16 protein-coding genes are annotated in these 17,989 nt (G+C 73.6%); 10 read left to right on the top strand and 6 right to left on the bottom strand.

The window, feature by feature from the left end; genetic code table 11:
* Positions 1-65: 65 nt before the first annotated feature.
* Positions 66-1,136 (top strand): oxidoreductase, encoded by a 1,071-nt coding sequence (locus tag ABD363_RS03080; RefSeq protein ID WP_344599776.1) that lies wholly within the window; start codon positions 66-68, stop codon positions 1,134-1,136.
* Positions 1,136-2,779 carry an ABC-F family ATP-binding cassette domain-containing protein gene (locus ABD363_RS03075; RefSeq protein ID WP_344599775.1) on the top strand — a complete coding sequence of 548 codons (1,644 nt, stop codon included), beginning with the start codon at positions 1,136-1,138 and terminating at the stop codon, positions 2,777-2,779. The genes ABD363_RS03080 and ABD363_RS03075 overlap by 1 nt, the downstream gene beginning before the upstream one ends.
* A 111-nt stretch (positions 2,780-2,890) precedes the next feature.
* On the opposite strand, the gene ABD363_RS03070 is transcribed toward ABD363_RS03075, so the two are convergent.
* From ABD363_RS03070 to ABD363_RS03060, 3 genes are all read right to left on the bottom strand, one after another.
* Positions 2,891-5,254, bottom strand: a complete 2,364-nt coding sequence (locus ABD363_RS03070; RefSeq protein WP_344599774.1) for a Tex family protein — start codon at positions 5,252-5,254, stop codon at positions 2,891-2,893.
* Positions 5,255-5,362: 108 nt separating this feature from the next.
* A complete protein-coding gene (locus tag ABD363_RS03065; RefSeq protein ID WP_344599773.1) occupies positions 5,363-5,494 on the bottom strand; it encodes an LPFR motif small protein in 132 nt (43 codons plus the stop codon).
* A gap of 303 nt (positions 5,495-5,797) precedes the next feature.
* The gene (locus ABD363_RS03060; RefSeq protein WP_344599772.1) at positions 5,798-6,553 is read right to left on the bottom strand and encodes an enoyl-CoA hydratase/isomerase family protein; all 756 of its coding nucleotides are present in this window, start codon (positions 6,551-6,553) and stop codon (positions 5,798-5,800) included.
* 333 nt (positions 6,554-6,886) lie between these two features.
* Between ABD363_RS03060 and ABD363_RS03055 the strand changes: the two genes are divergently transcribed.
* Complete coding sequence (locus ABD363_RS03055; RefSeq protein WP_344599952.1) at positions 6,887-7,411, top strand: ATP-binding protein; 525 nt, start codon at positions 6,887-6,889, stop codon at positions 7,409-7,411.
* Between the two features lie 6 nt (positions 7,412-7,417).
* On the opposite strand, the gene idi is transcribed toward ABD363_RS03055, so the two are convergent.
* The 3 genes from idi to galE all read right to left on the bottom strand — a co-directional run bounded on the left by idi (position 7,418) and on the right by galE (position 10,321).
* Positions 7,418-8,011 (bottom strand): isopentenyl-diphosphate Delta-isomerase, encoded by a 594-nt coding sequence (gene idi / locus ABD363_RS03050; protein ID WP_344599771.1) that lies wholly within the window; start codon positions 8,009-8,011, stop codon positions 7,418-7,420.
* 256 nt (positions 8,012-8,267) lie between these two features.
* A complete protein-coding gene (locus ABD363_RS03045; RefSeq protein WP_344599770.1) occupies positions 8,268-9,206 on the bottom strand; it encodes a cation diffusion facilitator family transporter in 939 nt (312 codons plus the stop codon).
* A 128-nt stretch (positions 9,207-9,334) separates the two neighbouring features.
* Positions 9,335-10,321 (bottom strand): UDP-glucose 4-epimerase GalE, encoded by a 987-nt coding sequence (galE, locus tag ABD363_RS03040; protein ID WP_344599769.1) that lies wholly within the window; start codon positions 10,319-10,321, stop codon positions 9,335-9,337.
* 278 nt (positions 10,322-10,599) lie between these two features.
* Here galE and ABD363_RS03035 point away from each other — a divergent pair, with 278 nt between their 5' ends.
* The 7 genes from ABD363_RS03035 (at position 10,600) to ABD363_RS03005 (ending at position 17,702) form a co-directional block, all read left to right on the top strand.
* Positions 10,600-12,456, top strand: a complete 1,857-nt coding sequence (locus tag ABD363_RS03035) for a DUF5941 domain-containing protein (protein WP_344599768.1) — start codon at positions 10,600-10,602, stop codon at positions 12,454-12,456.
* The gene (locus ABD363_RS03030) at positions 12,453-13,205 is read left to right on the top strand and encodes a phosphocholine cytidylyltransferase family protein (protein WP_344599767.1); all 753 of its coding nucleotides are present in this window, start codon (positions 12,453-12,455) and stop codon (positions 13,203-13,205) included. The genes ABD363_RS03035 and ABD363_RS03030 overlap by 4 nt, the downstream gene beginning before the upstream one ends.
* Positions 13,193-14,254 carry an iron-containing alcohol dehydrogenase family protein gene (locus ABD363_RS03025; RefSeq protein WP_344599766.1) on the top strand — a complete coding sequence of 354 codons (1,062 nt, stop codon included), beginning with the start codon at positions 13,193-13,195 and terminating at the stop codon, positions 14,252-14,254. The genes ABD363_RS03030 and ABD363_RS03025 overlap by 13 nt, the downstream gene beginning before the upstream one ends.
* Positions 14,232-15,011: a CDP-alcohol phosphatidyltransferase family protein gene (locus ABD363_RS03020; RefSeq protein ID WP_344599765.1), complete on the top strand. Its 780-nt coding sequence runs from the start codon at positions 14,232-14,234 to the stop codon at positions 15,009-15,011. The genes ABD363_RS03025 and ABD363_RS03020 overlap by 23 nt, the downstream gene beginning before the upstream one ends.
* A complete protein-coding gene (locus ABD363_RS03015; RefSeq protein ID WP_344599764.1) occupies positions 15,008-15,892 on the top strand; it encodes a glycosyltransferase family 2 protein in 885 nt (294 codons plus the stop codon). The genes ABD363_RS03020 and ABD363_RS03015 overlap by 4 nt, the downstream gene beginning before the upstream one ends.
* Before the next feature lie 93 nt (positions 15,893-15,985).
* Positions 15,986-16,915 (top strand): ABC transporter permease, encoded by a 930-nt coding sequence (locus tag ABD363_RS03010; protein ID WP_344599763.1) that lies wholly within the window; start codon positions 15,986-15,988, stop codon positions 16,913-16,915.
* The gene (locus ABD363_RS03005) at positions 16,908-17,702 is read left to right on the top strand and encodes an ABC transporter ATP-binding protein (protein WP_344599762.1); all 795 of its coding nucleotides are present in this window, start codon (positions 16,908-16,910) and stop codon (positions 17,700-17,702) included. The genes ABD363_RS03010 and ABD363_RS03005 overlap by 8 nt, the downstream gene beginning before the upstream one ends.
* The last annotated feature ends 287 nt before the right edge of the window (positions 17,703-17,989 follow it).

Genomic DNA, 17,989 nt, shown 5'->3' with positions numbered 1-17,989 from the left:
CGCGGACGGTAGCGGAATATGTCATGCCGTGCCCGCGTCCGTCCCGCTCCGGGAATACTCGGGGCATGTCTGCCGAGTACGCGACCTTCGCCCTGGCGCCGGCGATGCGGGCCGGCGGGGTCCTCGCAGGTGGTGACCACCAGGTTCACCGGGACTTCGTGGACTTCGTCGTCGACGGCCGTCCGCTGCTGTTCCGGCTCGCCGACCTGGACGCCGTCTCCCCGCTCGCCTCCGACGTCCCGCCCGCGATCTTCACCGCGCAGGTCCGCAGCCTGCTCCTGGAGACCGAGGCGCCCCTGCCCGGCGGCCGGCACATCGTCTACGGCTGCCCCGAGTGCGAGGCACTGGCGTGCGGCGCCGTGACCGCCGTCATCGAGCGGGACGGCGAGGACTTCGTCTGGCGGGACTTCGCCTGGCAGACGGACGAGCGCGCCGACCTGGAATTCAACGGCTACCGCGGCATCGGCCCGTTCCGCTTCCGCGGCGCCGAGTACCGCGCGGCGCTGGCCGCCCTGCTCGACGGCGGTTCCCCGGCCGCCCGCCGCCGGGTCCTCCTGGTCGGCGCCCGCGTCGCCGTCCTCGCCAGGCTCGCCGCCGCGCTGCGCACCATCGGCATCGGCGCCGACATCACCCACGACACCGGCGGCGTCCCCGCCGACGAGCTGCGCGGCTACGGCGCCGTCGCCTTCGGCGAGGCGGTCACCGAGGAGGAACGCCGCGCCGTACGCCGCGCCTTCGACCGCGCCGGAGCCGACGTGGCCTACGTCGACGGCCTCGCCCCGATCGTGCCGGTCCTCGTCGCCCAGATCGAACACGCCCTGGACCGCGGCCCGCGGGCGCGGCGCCGCCTGGCCGGCCTGGCCGCCACCGACGGCGAGGCGGGCGTCGAGGTCACCTCGCCCTGCCGGGTGCGGCTCACCGCCTACCGCCTGGACCGGCTGCGGCGCACTCGCGGCCATGAGGTCTTCGACGGCGTCCTCGGGCCGGGCCGCCACCGCATCGCCCTGGACGCCGGAGCCGTGCGGGGGCGGGCCTTCGTCGTGGCGCGGGCGTCGGAGAGCGTGCTGGTCGCGGCGGTGGCGCGGGGAAACCGGGCGGCCCCGGAGGGAGGCGGGCCGTTAGGATCGGCGGTCTGATGACTGCCACCCTCGTCGCCAAGAATCTCGCCGCCGGCCACGGCGACCGCTCCCTGTTCACCGGACTCGACCTCGTCGTCGCGCCGGGCGAGGTGATCGGGCTGGTCGGGGCCAACGGCGCGGGCAAGTCCACCCTGCTGCGGATCCTCGCCGGGCTCACCCCGCCGGAACAGGGCGACCTGCGGCTCTCCCCGCCGGCCGCGACCGTCGGCCACCTGCCGCAGGAGCCGGAGCGCCGGGAGGGGGAGACCGTACGGGCGTTCCTGGCCCGGCGCACCGGCGTGGCCGAGGCCCAGCGGGCGATGGACGCGGCGGCCGAGGCCCTGGCCGCCGGCGCTCCCGGCGCCGACGACGCCTACGGGACCGGTCTGGAGCGCTGGCTGGCGCTCGGCGGCGCCGACCTCGACGACCGAGCCGAGGAGGTCGCCGGCACGCTCGGCCTGGCCGTGGACCTGGACCAGCCGATGACGTCCCTGTCCGGCGGCCAGGCGGCACGGGCCGGTCTGGCGTCCCTCCTGCTCTCCCGCTACGACGTCTTCCTGCTCGACGAGCCGACCAACGACCTCGACCTGGACGGCCTGGAGCGGCTGGAGCGCTTCGTGGCGGGCCTGCGCGCCGGGACGGTGGTGGTCAGCCACGACCGCGAGTTCCTCGCCCGCACCGTCACCAAGGTCCTCGAACTCGACCCGGTCCAGCGGCGGACCACCCTCTACGGCGGCGGCTACGAGGCCTATCTGGAGGAGCGCGAGACGGCCCGCCGGCACGCCCGCGAGGAGTACGAGGAGTACGCCGACAAGCGGTCCGCCCTCCAGGAACGGGCGCAGATGCAGCGCGCCTGGATGGACAAGGGCGTGAAGAACGCGCGCCGCAAGGCCGGCGACAACGACAAGATCGGCCGCAAGTTCCGCAGCGAGGCCAGCGAGAAGCAGGCCGCGAAGGCCCGCCAGACGCAGCGCATGATCGAGCGCCTGGAGGTCGTCGAGGAGCCGCGCAAGGAGTGGGAACTGCGCATGGAGATCGCGGCGGCCCCGCGTTCGGGCGCGGTCGTCGCCACGCTCCGGGACGCCGAGGTGCGGCGCGGCGGCTTCGTGCTCGGCCCGGTCTCCCTGCGGATCGACTGGGCGGACCGGGTGGCGGTGACCGGCGCGAACGGCGCGGGCAAGTCCACGCTGCTGGGCGCCCTGCTGGGCCGCGTCCCGCTCGACGCCGGACACGCCTCCCTCGGCTCCGGCGTCCTGCTCGGCGAGGTCGACCAGGCCCGAGGGCTGTTCCACGGCCCCGAGACGCTGCTCGACGCCTTCCGCGCGGCGGTCCCCGGCACCGAGCCGGCCGAAGTCCGCACCCTGCTGGCGAAGTTCGGCCTGAAGGCCGACCACGTGCTGCGACCGGCGTCGACCCTCTCCCCGGGGGAGCGCACCAGGGCGGCCCTGGCCCTGCTCCAGGGCCGGGGCGTCAACCTGCTGGTCCTGGACGAGCCGACCAACCACCTCGACCTGCCCGCCATCGAACAGCTGGAGTCCGCCCTCGACGCCTACGAGGGCACCCTGCTCCTGGTCACCCACGACCGGCGCATGCTGGACGCGGTCCGGGTGACGCGGCGCCTGGACGTGGCGGACGGCAAGGTCACCGAACGCCGGGCTTAGCACGGGCGGGCGTCCCTCGGCACCGGGCCGCCGGGTGCCCTTCCGCGCCGGACTGCCGGGGCAGCGGCGCCGGGCGCCCTCCCGCGGGGGCACCCGGCGCGTTTCACCCGTTCACGCCAGCCCGGCCCGCCGCAGGGCGTCGGCCATCGCGCTGTTGGCGGGCGGCGGCGCCTGCCGGGCGCCCCGGTCACCGCCGCGCCCCTGCCGCTGCTGCGGACGCTGCTGCCGCTGCTGCGGCGGCCGTCCGCCCCGCTCGCGCTGCTGCCCCTGCGGGGCGGCCTCGTCGTCCAGACGCAGCGTCAGCGAGATCCGCTTGCGCGGGATGTCGACGTCGAGGACCTTCACCTTGACGATGTCGCCGGGCTTCACCACGTCCCGCGGGTCCTTGACGAACGTCTTCGACATCGCGGACACGTGCACCAGCCCGTCCTGGTGCACCCCGACGTCGACGAACGCCCCGAAGGCCGCCACGTTCGTCACGACGCCCTCCAGGACCATCCCCGCCGACAGGTCGGAGATCTTCTCCACGCCCTCCTTGAAGGCCGCCGTCCGGAACGCCGGACGCGGGTCGCGCCCCGGCTTCTCCAGCTCCCGGAGGATGTCGGTGACGGTCGGCAGACCGAAGGTGTCGTCCACGAAGTCCTGCGGACGCAGCGAGCGCAGCACCGTCGTGTTGCCGATGAGGGAGGCCACCTCCTGCCCGGTGGTCTTCACCATCCGGCGCACCACCGGATACGCCTCGGGGTGGACGCTGGAGGCGTCCAGCGGGTCGTCGCCGCCGCGGATCCGCAGGAAGCCCGCGCACTGCTCGTACGCCTTCGGGCCGAGCCGCGGCACCTTCCTCAGCTCCGCCCGGGACCGGAACGGCCCGTTGGCGTCCCGGTGCGCCACGATGTTCTCGGCGAGGGAGGAGGTGATGCCGGACACCCGGGCGAGCAGCGGCGCGGAGGCCGTGTTGACGTCCACGCCGACGCCGTTCACACAGTCCTCGACCACCGCGTCCAGCGAGCGGGACAGCTTCACCTCGGACAGGTCGTGCTGGTACTGGCCGACGCCGATCGACTTCGGGTCGATCTTCACCAGCTCGGCCAGCGGGTCCTGGAGCCGGCGGGCGATGGAGACCGCGCCGCGCAGCGACACGTCCAGGTCCGGCAGTTCCTGCGAGGCGAAGGCGGAGGCCGAGTACACGGAGGCGCCGGCCTCGGACACCATCACCTTGGTCAGCTTCAGCTCCGGGTGCCGGGCGATGAGTTCACCGGCCAGTCTGTCGGTCTCGCGGGAGGCGGTGCCGTTGCCGATCGCGACCAGCTCGACCGCGTGGTCCCGCGCCAGCCGGGCCAGTGCGGCGATCGCCTCGTCCCAGCGGTTGTGCGGCACGTGCGGGTGGACGGTGTCCGTGGCGACGACCTTGCCGGTGGCGTCGACCACGGCGACCTTCACGCCCGTGCGGAAGCCCGGGTCGAGGCCGATCGTCGCGCGCGTGCCGGCCGGGGCGGCGAGCAGCAGGTCGCGCAGGTTCGCCGCGAAGACGTTCACGGCCTCGTCCTCGGCGGCCGTGCGCAGCCGCAGCCTCAGGTCGATGCCGAGGTGCACCAGGATGCGGGTGCGCCAGGCCCAGCGGACCGTGTCCAGCAGCCACTTGTCCGCGGGCCGCCCCCGGTCGGCGATCCCGAACCGGGCGGCGACGATCCCCTCGTACGACGACGGCCCGTCCGTGGGCTCCTCGGGCTCCAGGACGAGGTCGAGGACCTCCTCCTTCTCGCCGCGCAGCAGCGCCAGCACCCGGTGCGAGGGCAGCGCGGTGAACGGCTCGGCGAAGTCGAAGTAGTCGGCGAACTTGGCGCCCGCCTCCTCCTTGCCCTCCCGCACCTTCGACACCAGCCGCCCGCGCACCCACATGCGTTCGCGCACCTCGCCGATCAGGTCGGCGTCCTCGGAGAACTTCTCGGTGAGGATGGCCCGGGCGCCGTCCAGGGCGGCCTGCGGATCGGCCACGCCCTTGCCGGCGTCGACGAACGCGGCGGCCGCGGCGAGCGGTTCGACGGACGGGTCCGCGAGCAGCCCCTCCGCCAGCGGTTCGAGACCGGCCTCCCGCGCGATCTGCGCCTTGGTGCGCCGCTTGGGCTTGAACGGCAGGTAGATGTCCTCCAGGCGCGCCTTGGTCTCGGCGCCGCGGATCCGGGCCTCGAGCTCCTGGGTGAGTTTGCCCTGTTCGCGCACCGAGTCGAGGATCGCCGTCCGCCGCTCCTCCAGCTCCCGCAGGTAACGCAGCCGCTCCTCGATCGTGCGCAGCTGCGCGTCGTCGAGCATCCCGGTCGCTTCCTTGCGGTAGCGGGCGATGAAGGGCACCGTCGAACCGCTGTCGAGCAACTCGACCGCGGCCTTCACCTGCCGCTCCCGTACGCCGAGCTCCTCGGCGATCCTGCCTTCGATGGACCCTGCGTCGATGGATCCGCTGGACCCGGGTGTCGTCACGATCCCGTACCGCCTTCTCACTGAGGTTGCGCGGCAATTGTGGCAGGTGACCCCGACACCCGGGGATCAGGGCGGTGCCGCGGCGGTGCGGGACCGGACGGGACCGGGTCAGACCCGGTGGCCGCGGGCCGTGCCGGACGCCCCGCCGAAGAGCCGGGCCAGGGCCCGGAAGGGCAGGGTCACCACGGTGGCGACGGCGCCGCCGATCTGGCGCAGCACATCCGCAATGGCTCGTAACACGTGATTCTCCTCTCCTGTGCCGGCCGCTCCGGCCGGTACAGGAACGGGTACCTCGGGAGCGCCGGGACATGCTCCGCCGCTCCCGCCCGGCGCGTCAGCGCTCGCCGATCGGGCCGGCCGGGAAGGCCCCCGCGGCGACCGCGGCGCGGGCGAGGGCCGTACCGGGTTCCGTCAGCCGCGCGAGGACCGCGCCCGGACGGTGCGGCCGACCGCGGAGCACGACCCGCGGCCGCCGTACGACGCCGGCTCCCCGGAAGAAGGCCCCGGCGCACCTCGTCGAACGGCTCCGCGCCCGCGGCCGGTTCATCCTGACGTCGGCACGCTCCACGTGAACCGCGGCGGCCTGCGCTCCAGGAACGCGGCGACGCCCTCCGCGGTGTCGCCGCTGCCGCGGGCCTGCCCGGCCCAGTACGCGTCACGGTCCCTGCGCCCGTCCGCGAACTCCTTGGCCGCGGCCTGCGTCAGCTGCGAGCGCGCGACCAGGGTCCGGGTGAACTCCGCGACCCGCCTGCCGAGTTCCCCCTCGGGCAGCACCTCGTCGACCAGGCCCGTCCGCAACGCCCGCTCGGCGTCGATCAACTCGCCGGAGAACAGCAGGTACTTGGCGGTGGCCGGACCCACCAGCGACACCAGCCGCCGGGTGGCGGACGCCGGGTAGACCACACCGAGCTTCGCCGGCGTCACCCCGAACAGCGCCCCTTGCTCGGCGAACCGCAGGTCGCAGGCGGCCGCCAACTGCGTCCCGCCGCCCACGCAGTGCCCGCGCACCGCCGCCAGCGCCGGCTTCGGGAAGGCCGCGAGGGCCTCCTCGGCGCGTACGGCGAGCCGCTGCGCCTCCTCCGGCGAGTCCCGCAGCGTCGCGATGTCCGCCCCGGCGCAGAACGTCCCGCCCTCGCCGGTGAGCACCAGCGCCCGCACCGCCGGGTCGGCCGCCAGCGCGCCGAGCAGCGGCGGCAGTGCCCGCCACATCGCGGCCGTCATGGCGTTGCGCTTGGCCGGATGGCGGATGACGACGGTGGCGACCGAGTCGGTGACGCTGTGCAGCAGCTGCGGCTCCATGCGGCGGATGCTATCCGCCGCGGCCGGACGGCCGGCCGGCGCGTACCGGGGAGCCACGGCACGGCGGCCGCGGGGACCGGGGCCCGCACGGGAGCGGGAGGCGGCCCGCCGGAGCGGCGGAGGGACTCGGGGCCGCGGCCGCCCGCACCGCCCGGACCGTCCGCCAGGGCGGCACAACCCCGACAGGAACGGTCCCTCACTTGACCGTGTCATACGCCAACGGTCATAAGCGTTCGATACCGGCTGACTTCTGTTCAGTTCTGGGGCGCAGTGCGATGCGTTACCAACACTCGGAGTGTGGTGACAATCGAGTGCAAGGGTGGCGACCGGACGATGGACGACCACGGGCGCGGGCCCGGCCCACGCCCCGAGGGCGCGGACGCGCCCCTCGACAAGGAGCCCGGGGAACCCGCGGAGCGCGCGGGGACCCTGCCGTACGAAGGCGTCTGGCGGTTCACGGCCCCCGCCGTCGACCTCTCGGTCCCGCGGGCGCGGCACGCCGTACGGGACCTGCTGCTGCGCCAGGGGGTGCCCGTCTCGGACGACGTGGCGCAGGGACTGCTGCTGATCGTGTCGGAGCTGGTCACGAACGCGGTCCGGCACGCGGCGGTGCTCTCGCCGACGCTCGCCGTGGAGGTCGCCGTCGGCGCCGAGTGGGTCCGGGTGTCCGTGGAGGACGACCACCCCTACCGCCCGACCGCCCTGGAGGCCGATCCCGGCCGGACGGGCGGCCGGGGCCTGCTCCTGGTGAACGAGATCGCCCGGGAGGCCGGCGGAACCTGTGACGTCCAGCGCACCGCGAGCGGCGGCAAGGTGATCCGGGCCGCCCTGCCGCTCAAACCCGCCCGGCCGCGCTGACCGCCCTCACCAGCCGGCGGACGGGCCCGTCAGTTCCCTGACCGCGGGCCGGGCCGCGTCCAGCACGGTCATGAACCACGCCGAGAACGGGTCGTTCGCGTGCCGCTGCGCGAGCTCCGCCGGGGTCACGAAGGCCGTCGCCGCCACCTCGTCCTCGTCCGGCCGCAGCGGGGACTGCGCCAGACCGACGAAGAGGTGGTTGTACTCCTGCTCCACCAGGCCCGAGGCCGGGTCCGGGTGGTTGTAGCGGACCGTGCCCGCCTCGGCGAGCAGCGACGGGGAGATCCCGAGCTCCTCGTGCGTCCGCCGGGCCGCCGCCGCGAAGGGCGCCTCGCCGGGGTAGGGGTGACCGCAGCACGTGTTGGACCACACACCGGGGGAGTGGTACTTGCCGAACGCCCGCTGCTGCAGCAGCAGCCGGCCGCGCTCGTCGAAGAGGAACACGGAGAACGCCCGGTGCAGCCGGCCCGGCGGCTGGTGCGCGGCGAGCTTCTCCGCGGTGCCGATCGTCACGCCGTTCTCGTCGACCAGTTCCAGCAAAATGGCGTCCGCGGTGCCGTTCGACGCGGTCTGCGTCGCGGCGGCAGGTGTGATCGGCATACCCATCCTTCGCATCGGTCTTCGCGCCCAAGTGTGCCGCACGAATCCGGCACTCCCGGCACTTCGCGGCGCGCCCGCATGTTCCGTGCGCGGTGGCCCGGCTCACGGCCGTCCCCGCCCGGACGGCGGAAGGGACCGGCCGGACACCGGGGGCGGGGCCCGGCGGCCCCGCCCCCGGAAGGGGAACCGGCCGGGGCGGGGCCGCCGGAGCCGGGACGCGGGGCGCGGGGCCGTCCGGCCCCGCGCCCCGCGCACCTCAGTGGCACAACCGCGCCTCGTGCGCCGCGTGCCCGCTCGGCTCCAGCTGGAAGGTGCAGTGCTCCACGTCGAAGTGGTCGCCCAGGCAGCCCTGGAGCTCGTGGAGCATCTTCTCGTGGCCGATCGCGCTCAGCACGTCGGAGCGCACCACCACGTGCGCGGACAGCACCGGCAGCCCGGAGGTGATCGTCCAGGCGTGCAGGTCGTGGACGTCCTCGACGCCGTCGAGGGCCAGGATGTGAGCCCGTACCCGGGCCACGTCCACGCCCTTGGGAGCGGCCTCCAGCAGGACGTCCAGGGTCTCGCGCAGCAGCCGCCACGCCCGCGGCACGATCATCAGGGCGATCACCAGGGAGGCGACCGGGTCGGCGGCCTGCCAGCCCGTGACCAGGATCACCAGCGCCGAGACGATCACCGCGAGCGAGCCCAGGGCGTCCGCCGCCACCTCCAGGAAGGCGCCGCGCACGTTCAGGCTCTCCCGCCGGCCGCGCATCAGCAGGGCCAGCGACACCGAGTTCGCCGCCAGACCGATCAGACCGAACACGACGGTCAGCTCGCCCGCGGTGCCGGCCGGCACCAGGAACCGCTGGACCGCCTCGTACAGGACGTAGCCGCCGACGCCGAGCAGCAGCAGACAGTTGGCCAGGGCGGCGAGGATCTCGGCGCGGGCGTACCCGAAGGTGCGCTTCTCGCTCGGCGGGCGGTTCGCGAAGTGGATCGCCAGCAGCGCCATGCCGAGACCGAGGGCGTCCGTCGCCATGTGCGCCGCGTCGGCGATCAGCGCCAGGGAGTCGGCGAGCACCCCGCCGACGATCTCGACGACCATCACGGCGAGCGTGATCGACAGCGCCACCCGCAGCCTGCCGCGGTACGCCGCGCTCGCCGTACCGCCGGCCGGCACACCGTGCGCGTGCCCGTGATCGTGCCCAGCCCCCATGAAAGCCGCCTCCTGCCCCGTCCGGGATCCTCCGCCAGCGAGCACAGTGAACTACGGCCGGAGTGATCCGGCAACGCGGCAGTGAACACCGTTGTCACTGTCCTGACCTGCGGAAACGTTCCGGGAGGTCAGGGGGTGCGGACTCGGTCGCCGTGGTGCAGCAGCCACCCCCGCCACGCCGACTCGACCATCTCGCGCACCCCGCGCCGCGCGGTCCACCCGAGCTCGGCGGCGGCCCGGGCGGCCGAGGCGACCGCGCGCGGCGCGTCCCCGGGCCGCCGCCCCTCGACGACGGGCGGACGCCGGTCACCGGTGACCTCGCCGATGACGGTGATCAGCTCCCGGACGGAGACGCCCTCGCCGCGCCCGACGTTGACCGTCAGGTCCCCGGCCACGCCGCCCGCGGCCAGCCGCCGGGCCGCCGCGAGGTGCGCCTCGGCCAGGTCGGCGACGTGGATGTAGTCCCGGACACAGGTGCCGTCCGGCGTCGGATAGTCGTCGCCGAAGATCCGCGGCGCCTCGTCGCGGGTGAGCCGGTCGAAGACCATGGGGACGATGTTGAAGACGCCGGTGTCGGCCAGCCCGGGCGCGGCGGCCCCGGCCACGTTGAAGTACCGCAGGCACACCGTCGCGATGCCGTGCGCCCGGCCCGCCGCCCGCACCAGCCACTCCCCGGCGAGTTTGGTCTCGCCGTACGGGTTCACCGGGGCGCAGGGCGTGTCCTCCGTGATCAGTTCCACACCGGGGTCGCCGTACACGGCCGCCGACGAGGAGAACACGAACCGTTCGATCCCGGCCTCGGCGACCGCGTCCAGCAGCGTGGCCAGACCGCCCACGTTCTCCCGGTAGTAGTACGCCGGCCGCGCCACCGACTCGGCGACCTGCTTGCGCGCGGCGAGGTGCACCACACCCGTCACCGCGTGCTCGGCCAGCACCCGCCTCAGCAGCTCCCCGTCCAGCGACGAGCCCCGCACCAGCGGGACCCCGGCGGGCAGCCGCGCGGGAACCCCGGCCGAGAGGTCGTCCAGGGCGACGACCCGCTCCCCGGCGTCGGCCATGGCCCGCGCCACGTGTGCCCCGATGTATCCGGCGCCGCCGGTGATCAGCCATGTCATGGTCGCCCACCCTATGCCGACGCCGTCCGGGCGGGCGCAAGGTCCTCGTCGCCCGGTCCGGGGGGCGCGGTTTGTGGGCGGGGCCCCGGATCCCCGATGATGATCGCGGCAGAGGCCAGGGCGAACTGCTTCGGTCAAGCCGCCCAACGGGTGGTGAACGCGAGGTTCCCGCCATCCGATAGCCTCTGCCGACATGCCGCCCGGGTGCCGCAGGCACGGGCGCCCCCACCGTGTACACGGCCGGCGCGCACGCGCCGGCATCCAGGGAGTGAATTCGGTTGCCGACCGCCATCCTCACCGGTCAGCCGGTCCCCGGTTCGTCGATCGAGGGCGATCTGCGGTCGCTCGGCTTCGAGGTGCGCCTCGCCTCCGGCACCGCCGACGCCGAGACGCTGCTCGCCCAGGTGCCCGCCGGGGAACGGGTCGCCGTGGTCGACGCCCGGTTCGTGGGCCATGTGCACGCGCTGCGCCTCGGCCTCACCGACCCCCGCTTCCCGCTCGCCGCGATCCCCGGCGCCGTGACCGCCCAGCCGGCCGGCCGCCGCGCCCTGACCCGCGCGATGGCCCGCGAGAACTCCGCGGACGCCGGCACCGCCGACGCAGACACCGCCACCGACGGCGGCATCGCCCTCGCCGAGGGCCTCGCCGACCGGATCGCCGACGCCCTCGACACGGACGGCGCCGAGGTGCACCGGCCCGAGCTCGGCAGCCTCGTCGCAGCCGTCCCCGCCGACCCGCAGGCCCGCAACGAGGCGCGGCAGGCCGTCTCCGCCGTCGACGACGAGGCCGTACGCCTGAAGTCGGCCGTCAAGGCCCGCGACGGCTTCTTCACCACGTTCTTCGTCAGCCCGTACTCCCGCCACCTCGCCCGCTGGTGCGCCCGCCGCGGTCTGACCCCGAACCAGGTCACCACCGCCTCGCTGCTCACCGCGCTCATAGCGGCCGCCTGCGCGGCCACCGGCACCCGCGGCGGCTTCGTCGCGGCCGGCGTCCTGCTCATCGCGTCCTTCGTCCTGGACTGCACCGACGGGCAGCTCGCCCGCTACTCCCTGCAGTACTCCACGCTCGGCGCCTGGCTGGACGCCACCTTCGACCGGGCCAAGGAGTACGCCTACTACGCCGGCCTCGCCCTGGGAGCGGCCCGCGGCGGCGACGACGTCTGGGCGCTCGCCCTCGGCGCGATGATCCTGCAGACCTGCCGGCACGTCGTGGACTTCGCCTTCAACGAGGCGAACGCCGGAGACCCCGCCGCCACCGCCAACACCAGCCCCACCGCCGCCCTCTCCGACCGGCTGGACAGCGTCGGCTGGACGGTGTGGGTGCGCCGGATGATCGTCCTGCCGATCGGCGAGCGCTGGGCGATGATCGCGGTCCTCACGGCGGTCACCACCCCGCGCGTCACCTTCTACGCCCTCCTCGCCGGCTGCGCCTTCGCGGCGACGTACACCACGGCGGGGCGCGTGCTGCGGTCGGTGACCCGCAGGGCGCGGCGCACGGACCGGGCGGCGAAGGCGCTCGCGGACCTCGCGGACAGCGGGCCGGCCGCCGAGGCGCTGGCCCGGGTGCTGGGCAGGCTGCCCGCCAGGCCTCCCCTCGGCGCGCGCACCCTCGTCGCGCTCCCCGGCGGCGCCCTGCTCGTCCTGGCGGCGGCGTTGGAGCCGTACGGCAGCGCGCTGCCCGTCGCCGCGGCCGTCCTCTACACGGTCACCTCGGCCGCGGCCGTCGCCCTGCCCCTCAAGGGCGCCCTCGACTGGCTCGTGCCCCCGCTCCTGCGCGCCGCCGAGTACGGCACCGTGCTGCTGCTCGCGGCCAAAGCGGAGGTGAACGGAGTCCTTCCCGCGGCTTACGGGCTGGTGGCGGCCGTCGCCTACCATCACTACGACACGGTCTACCGCATCCGCGGCGGTGCGGGCGCGCCCCCGCACTGGCTGGTGCGGGCGATCGGGGGACACGAGGGCCGCACGCTGGTGGTCGTCGCACTGGCCGCGCTGCTCACCGCCGCGCAGTTCGAGGTCGCGCTCACGGTCCTCGCCGTGGCCGTGGCCCTGGTGGTGCTCGCCGAGAGCATCCGCTTCTGGGTGTCCGCCCACCGGGCCGGGGCACCTGCCGTACACGATGAAGGAGAACCCGCATGATCGGCCTCGTGCTGGCGGCCGGCGCCGGACGGCGTCTGCGCCCCTACACCGACAGCCTGCCCAAGGCGCTGGTGCCGGTGGGGCCCGCGGGCATAGACGGCGAACCGACGGTCCTGGACCTGACCCTCGGCAACTTCGCCGAGGTCGGCCTGACCGAGGCGGCGATCATCGTCGGCTACCGCAAGGAGGCCGTGTACGCGCGCAAGGACGCGCTGGAGAAGAAGTACGGCCTCGAGCTCACCCTCATCGACAACGACAGGGCCGAGGAGTGGAACAACGCCTACTCCCTGTGGTGCGGCCGGGGCGTCCTCGAGGACGGTGTGATCCTCGCCAACGGCGACACCGTGCACCCGGTCTCCGTCGAGAAGACGCTGCTCGCCGCCCGCGGCGAGGGCAAGCGGATCATCCTCGCCCTCGACACGGTCAAGCAGCTCGCCGACGAGGAGATGAAGGTCGTCGTCGACCCCGAGCGGGGCATGACGAAGATCACCAAGCTGATGGACCCGGCGGAGGCGACCGGCGAGTACATCGGCGTCACCCTCATCGAGGGCGACGCCGCCCCCGAGCTGGCCGACGCCCTGAGGACCGTCTGGGAGACCGACCCGCAGCAGTTCTACGAGCACGGCTACCAGGAGCTGGTCAACCGCGGCTTCCGCATCGACGTGGCGCCGATCGGCGACGTCGAGTGGGTCGAGATCGACAACCACGACGATCTCGCCCGGGGACGGGAGATCGCGTGCCAGTACTGACCCGGCTCATCCCCTCGCCGCTCGTCGTGGACATCCGCCCGGGCGCCCTCGACGACCTGGCGTGCGTCCTCGCCGACGAGCGCATCTCGCACTCCGGCCGCCTCGCCGTCGCCGTCAGCGGCGGCTCCGGCGCCGCGCTGCGCGAGCGGATCACCCCCGGCCTGCCGGGCGCCACCTGGTACGAGGTCGGCGGCGGCACCCTCGACGACGCGGTCCGGCTGGCGGGCGACATAAAGGCCGGCCACTACGACGCGGTCGTCGGGCTCGGCGGCGGCAAGATCATCGACTGTGCCAAGTTCGCCGCGGCGCGCGTCGGCCTGCCGCTGGTCGCCGTCCCCACGAACCTCGCCCACGACGGCCTGTGCTCGCCGGTCGCCACCCTCGACAACGACGCGGGCCGCGGCTCGTACGGCGTGCCGAACCCGATCGCGGTCGTCATCGACCTGGACGTCATCCGCGAGGCCCCGGTGCGCTTCGTGCGCGCCGGCATCGGCGACGCCGTGTCCAACATCTCCGCCATCGCGGACTGGGAGCTCGCCAACCGCGTCAAGGGCGAACGCATCGACGGGCTCGCCGCCGCGATGGCCCGCCAGGCCGGCGAGGCGGTGCTGCGGCACCCGGGCGGCATCGGGGACAACGACTTCCTCCAGGTGCTGGCCGAGGCGCTGGTGCTCAGCGGCATCGCCATGTCGGTGTCCGGCGACTCGCGGCCGTCCTCCGGGGCCTGCCACGAGATCAACCACGCCTTCGACCTGCTGTACCCCAGGCGGGCGGCGGCCCACGGCGAGCAGTGCGGCCTGGGCGCGGCCTTCGCGATGTGGCTGCGGGGCGCCCACGAGGAGTCGGCGTACATGGCCGAGGTGCTGCGCCGGCACGGCCTGCCGGTCCTGCCGGACGAGATCGGCTTCACCACCGAGGAGTTCGTCAAGGTCGTGGAGTTCGCCCCGGAGACCCGGCCCGGCCGCTACACGATCCTCGAACACCTCGACCTGACCACCGAACAGATCAAGGACATCTACGCCGACTATGTCAAGGCCATCGGTAGCTGAACTCCGTCCGGTCGTCCACCCCGCGGGGGTGAAGGACCGGCGCAGCGGTGAGCACTGGGCGGGACGCCTCTACATGCGCGAGGTGTCCCTGCGAGTCGACCGCTATCTGGTGAACACCAGGGTCACGCCCAACCAGCTCACGTACCTGATGACCGTCTTCGGCGTCCTGGCGGCCCCGGCCCTGCTGGTGCCGGGGATCGCGGGCGCCGTCCTCGGCGTGGTGATGGTGCAGCTGTACCTGCTGCTGGACTGCGTCGACGGCGAGATAGCGCGCTGGAAGCAGCAGTTCTCGCTCGGCGGGGTCTACCTGGACCGGGTCGGCGCCTACCTGACCGACGCCGCCGTCCTGGTCGGCCTCGGCCTGCGCGCCGCCGACCTGTGGGGGCCCGGCCGGATCGACTGGCTGTGGGCCTTCCTCGGCACCCTCGCCGCCCTCGGCGCGATCCTGATCAAGGCCGAGACCGACCTCGTCGGCGTCGCCCGCCACCAGGGCGGGCTGCCCCCGGTCAAGGAGGCCGCGTCCGAGCCGCGCTCCTCCGGCATGGCGCTGGCCCGCCGGGCCGCCGCCGCGCTCAAGTTCCACCGGCTCGTCCTCGGCATCGAGGCGTCCCTGCTGATCCTCGTCCTGGCGATCGTGGACGCGAGCCGGGGCGACCTGTTCTTCACCCGGCTCGGCACCGCCGTGCTCGCGGGGATCGCGCTGCTGCAGACCCTGCTGCACCTGGTGTCCATCCTCGCCTCCAGCAGGCTCCGGTGAGCGCGGCCCTGAAGGTCGGCGCGGTCGTCATCACCATGGGCAACCGCCCCGACGAGCTGCGCGCCCTGCTGGAGTCGGTCGCCAAGCAGGACGGCGACCCGGTCGAGGTCGTCGTGGTCGGCAACGGCTCGCCCGTCCCGGACGTCCCCGAGGGCGTGCGGACCATCGAGCTGCCGGAGAACCTCGGCATCCCCGGCGGCCGCAACGTCGGCATCGAGGCCTTCGGCCCCGGCGGCCGGGACGTCGACATCCTGCTGTTCCTCGACGACGACGGCCTGCTGGCCCGCACCGACACCGCCGAGCTGTGCCGCCGGGCCTTCGCGGCCGACCCCCGGCTCGGCATCATCAGCTTCCGCATCGCCGACCCCGACACCGGCGTCACCCAGCGCCGCCATGTGCCGCGGCTGCGCGCCTCCGACCCGATGCGCTCCTCGCGGGTGACCACCTTCCTCGGCGGCGCCAACGCGGTCCGCACCCGGGTCTTCGCCGAGGTCGGCGGTCTGCCGGACGCGTTCTTCTACGCGCACGAGGAGACCGACCTGGCGTGGCGGGCCCTCGACGCGGGCTGGATGATCGACTACCGGTCCGACATGGTGCTGTACCACCCGACGACCGCGCCCTCGCGGCACGCGGTCTACCACCGCATGGTCGCCCGCAACCGCGTCTGGCTGGCCCGCCGCAACCTCCCCGCCCCGCTCGTCCCCGTCTACCTCGGCGTCTGGCTGCTGCTCACCCTGGTGCGCCGCCCCTCCCGCCCGGCCCTGAAAGCGTGGTTCGGCGGGTTCCGCGAGGGCTGGACCACCCCCTGCGGACCGCGCAGGCCCATGAAGTGGCGTACGGTGTGGCGGCTGACCCGACTGGGCCGGCCCCCGGTGATCTGACAAGCTCGTGTCCGAGACCGGGAGCCGTTCCCAGGCCCCCGGCTCATGCCCTGCCCGCACAGGCTGCGCATCCGAAGACGAAAGTTTCCACTAGTGAGTGAGACAACGCACGACGGCTCGGTCGCGGTGACCACGCCGCCGTCGCCCGACGAGGGCCTCACGGCGGCGCAGCTCGCCGCCAAGTACGGGCTGACCGTGAGCGGCGCCCGCCCCTCCCTGGTCGAGTACGTCCGTCAGCTCTGGGGACGGCGCCACTTCATCCTCGCCTTCTCCCAGGCGAAACTGACCGCTCAGTACAGCCAGGCCAAGCTCGGCCAGCTGTGGCAGGTGGCCACCCCGCTGCTGAACGCGCTCGTCTACTACCTGATCTTCGGCCTGATCCTGGACGCGGGCCGGGGCATGCCGAGGGACGTGTACATCCCGTTCCTGGTGACGGGCGTCTTCGTCTTCACCTTCACGCAGTCCTCGGTGATGGCGGGCGTGCGCGCGATCTCCGGCAACCTGGGCCTGGTGCGCGCGCTGCATTTCCCGCGGGCCTCCCTGCCGATCTCGTTCGCGCTGCAGCAGCTCCAGCAGCTGCTGTTCTCGATGATCGTGCTGTTCGCGGTCGCGCTGGCCTTCGGCAGCTACCCGGACCCGTCCTGGCTGCTGATCGTCCCGGTGCTCGTCCTGCAGTTCCTCTTCAACACCGGCCTCGCCCTGGTGGTGGCGCGGATGGGCGCGAAGACCCCCGACCTCGCCCAGCTGATGCCGTTCGTGATGCGGACCTGGATGTACGCCTCCGGCGTCATGTTCTCCATCCCGATCATGCTTCAGGACAAGCCGGCCTGGATCGCCGACGTCCTGCAGTGGAACCCGGCCGCCCTCTACATGGACCTCATGCGTTTCGCGCTGATCGACGGATACGGCTCGCAGAACCTGCCGCCGCACGTGTGGGCGGTCGCGCTGGGCTGGGCGGTGCTCGTCGCCGTGGGCGGCTTCGTGTACTTCTGGAAGGCCGAGGAGAGGTACGGACGTGGCTGAGCGGAACCAGGGGGAGCGGGACCAGGGGGAGCGCGTCCCCACCGTCATCGCGGACGACCTGCACATCGTCTACCGGGTCAACGGCGCCAGGACCGGCAAGGGCAGCGCCACCGCCGCTCTGAGCCGGATACTGAGGCGCGGCGAGGAGCGGGGGGTGCGCAAGGTGCACGCCGTGCGCGGGGTCTCCTTCGTCGCCTACCGCGGCGAGGCCATCGGGCTGATCGGCTCCAACGGCTCCGGCAAGTCGACCCTGCTGCGCGCCATCGCCGGTCTGCTGCCCGCCGAGCAGGGCAAGGTCTACACCGACGGCCAGCCCTCGCTGCTCGGCGTCAACGCGGCCCTGATGAACGACCTGACCGGCGAGCGCAACGTCATATTGGGCGGGCTCGCCATGGGCATGTCCCGCGAGGAGATCAAGGCCCGCTACCAGGAGATCGTCGACTTCTCCGGCATCAACGAGAAGGGCGACTTCATCACCCTGCCGATGCGCACCTACTCCTCCGGCATGGCGGCCCGCCTGCGCTTCTCCATCGCCGCCGCCAAGGACCACGACGTCCTGATGATCGACGAGGCGCTGGCCACCGGTGACCGCAAGTTCCAGAAGCGCTCCGAGGAGCGCATCCGGGAGCTGCGCAAGGAGGCCGGCACGGTGTTCCTGGTCAGCCACAACAACAAGTCGATCCGCGACACCTGCAACCGCGTCCTGTGGCTGGAACGCGGCGAACTGCGCATGGACGGCCCGACCGACGAGGTCCTCAAGGAGTACGAGAAGTTCACGGGGAAGTGACCCGCCCCGCGACGGGCCCCGCCGGAACGCTCCCGGCGGGGCCCGCCGCCGCGAAGGAGACGCCAACTCCGGTGCGGCGCAGGAATCCTGGGGCCGATCGGTGTGTTGTCGTGATGCGCAGGACACCCTGGCGGACCCCGACGAGTTGTACAACGTAAGCTGTACCGGTCCCGAAACGCGGCAAGCAGGGAGATACTGCCCCGCACCCTGCTCAGGGCGGCCGCACGGAGGGCCGGGCGGCGTGTCCGAAATAGTGCGTATCGGGTCGGCAGTGTAGAACGGGAGAT

The organism is Streptomyces glaucus, assembly GCF_039533365.1.
GTDB classification, from domain to species: Bacteria; Actinomycetota; Actinomycetes; order Streptomycetales; family Streptomycetaceae; genus Streptomyces; species Streptomyces glaucus.
This window is presented reverse-complemented; position numbering and strand designations above follow the sequence as displayed.

Coding starts and splice junctions, on each gene's coding strand:
- idi (WP_344599771.1), bottom strand. CDS start 8,011: ATGCCGATCACACCTGCCGCCGCGACGCAGACCGCGTCGAACGGCACC.
- ABD363_RS03030 (WP_344599767.1), top strand. CDS start 12,453: ATGATCGGCCTCGTGCTGGCGGCCGGCGCCGGACGGCGTCTGCGCCCC.
- ABD363_RS03060 (WP_344599772.1), bottom strand. CDS start 6,553: ATGGAGCCGCAGCTGCTGCACAGCGTCACCGACTCGGTCGCCACCGTC.
- ABD363_RS03075 (WP_344599775.1), top strand. CDS start 1,136: ATGACTGCCACCCTCGTCGCCAAGAATCTCGCCGCCGGCCACGGCGAC.
- ABD363_RS03080 (WP_344599776.1), top strand. CDS start 66: ATGTCTGCCGAGTACGCGACCTTCGCCCTGGCGCCGGCGATGCGGGCC.
- ABD363_RS03045 (WP_344599770.1), bottom strand. CDS start 9,206: ATGGGGGCTGGGCACGATCACGGGCACGCGCACGGTGTGCCGGCCGGC.
- galE (WP_344599769.1), bottom strand. CDS start 10,321: ATGACATGGCTGATCACCGGCGGCGCCGGATACATCGGGGCACACGTG.
- ABD363_RS03020 (WP_344599765.1), top strand. CDS start 14,232: ATGTCAAGGCCATCGGTAGCTGAACTCCGTCCGGTCGTCCACCCCGCG.
- ABD363_RS03055 (WP_344599952.1), top strand. CDS start 6,887: ATGGACGACCACGGGCGCGGGCCCGGCCCACGCCCCGAGGGCGCGGAC.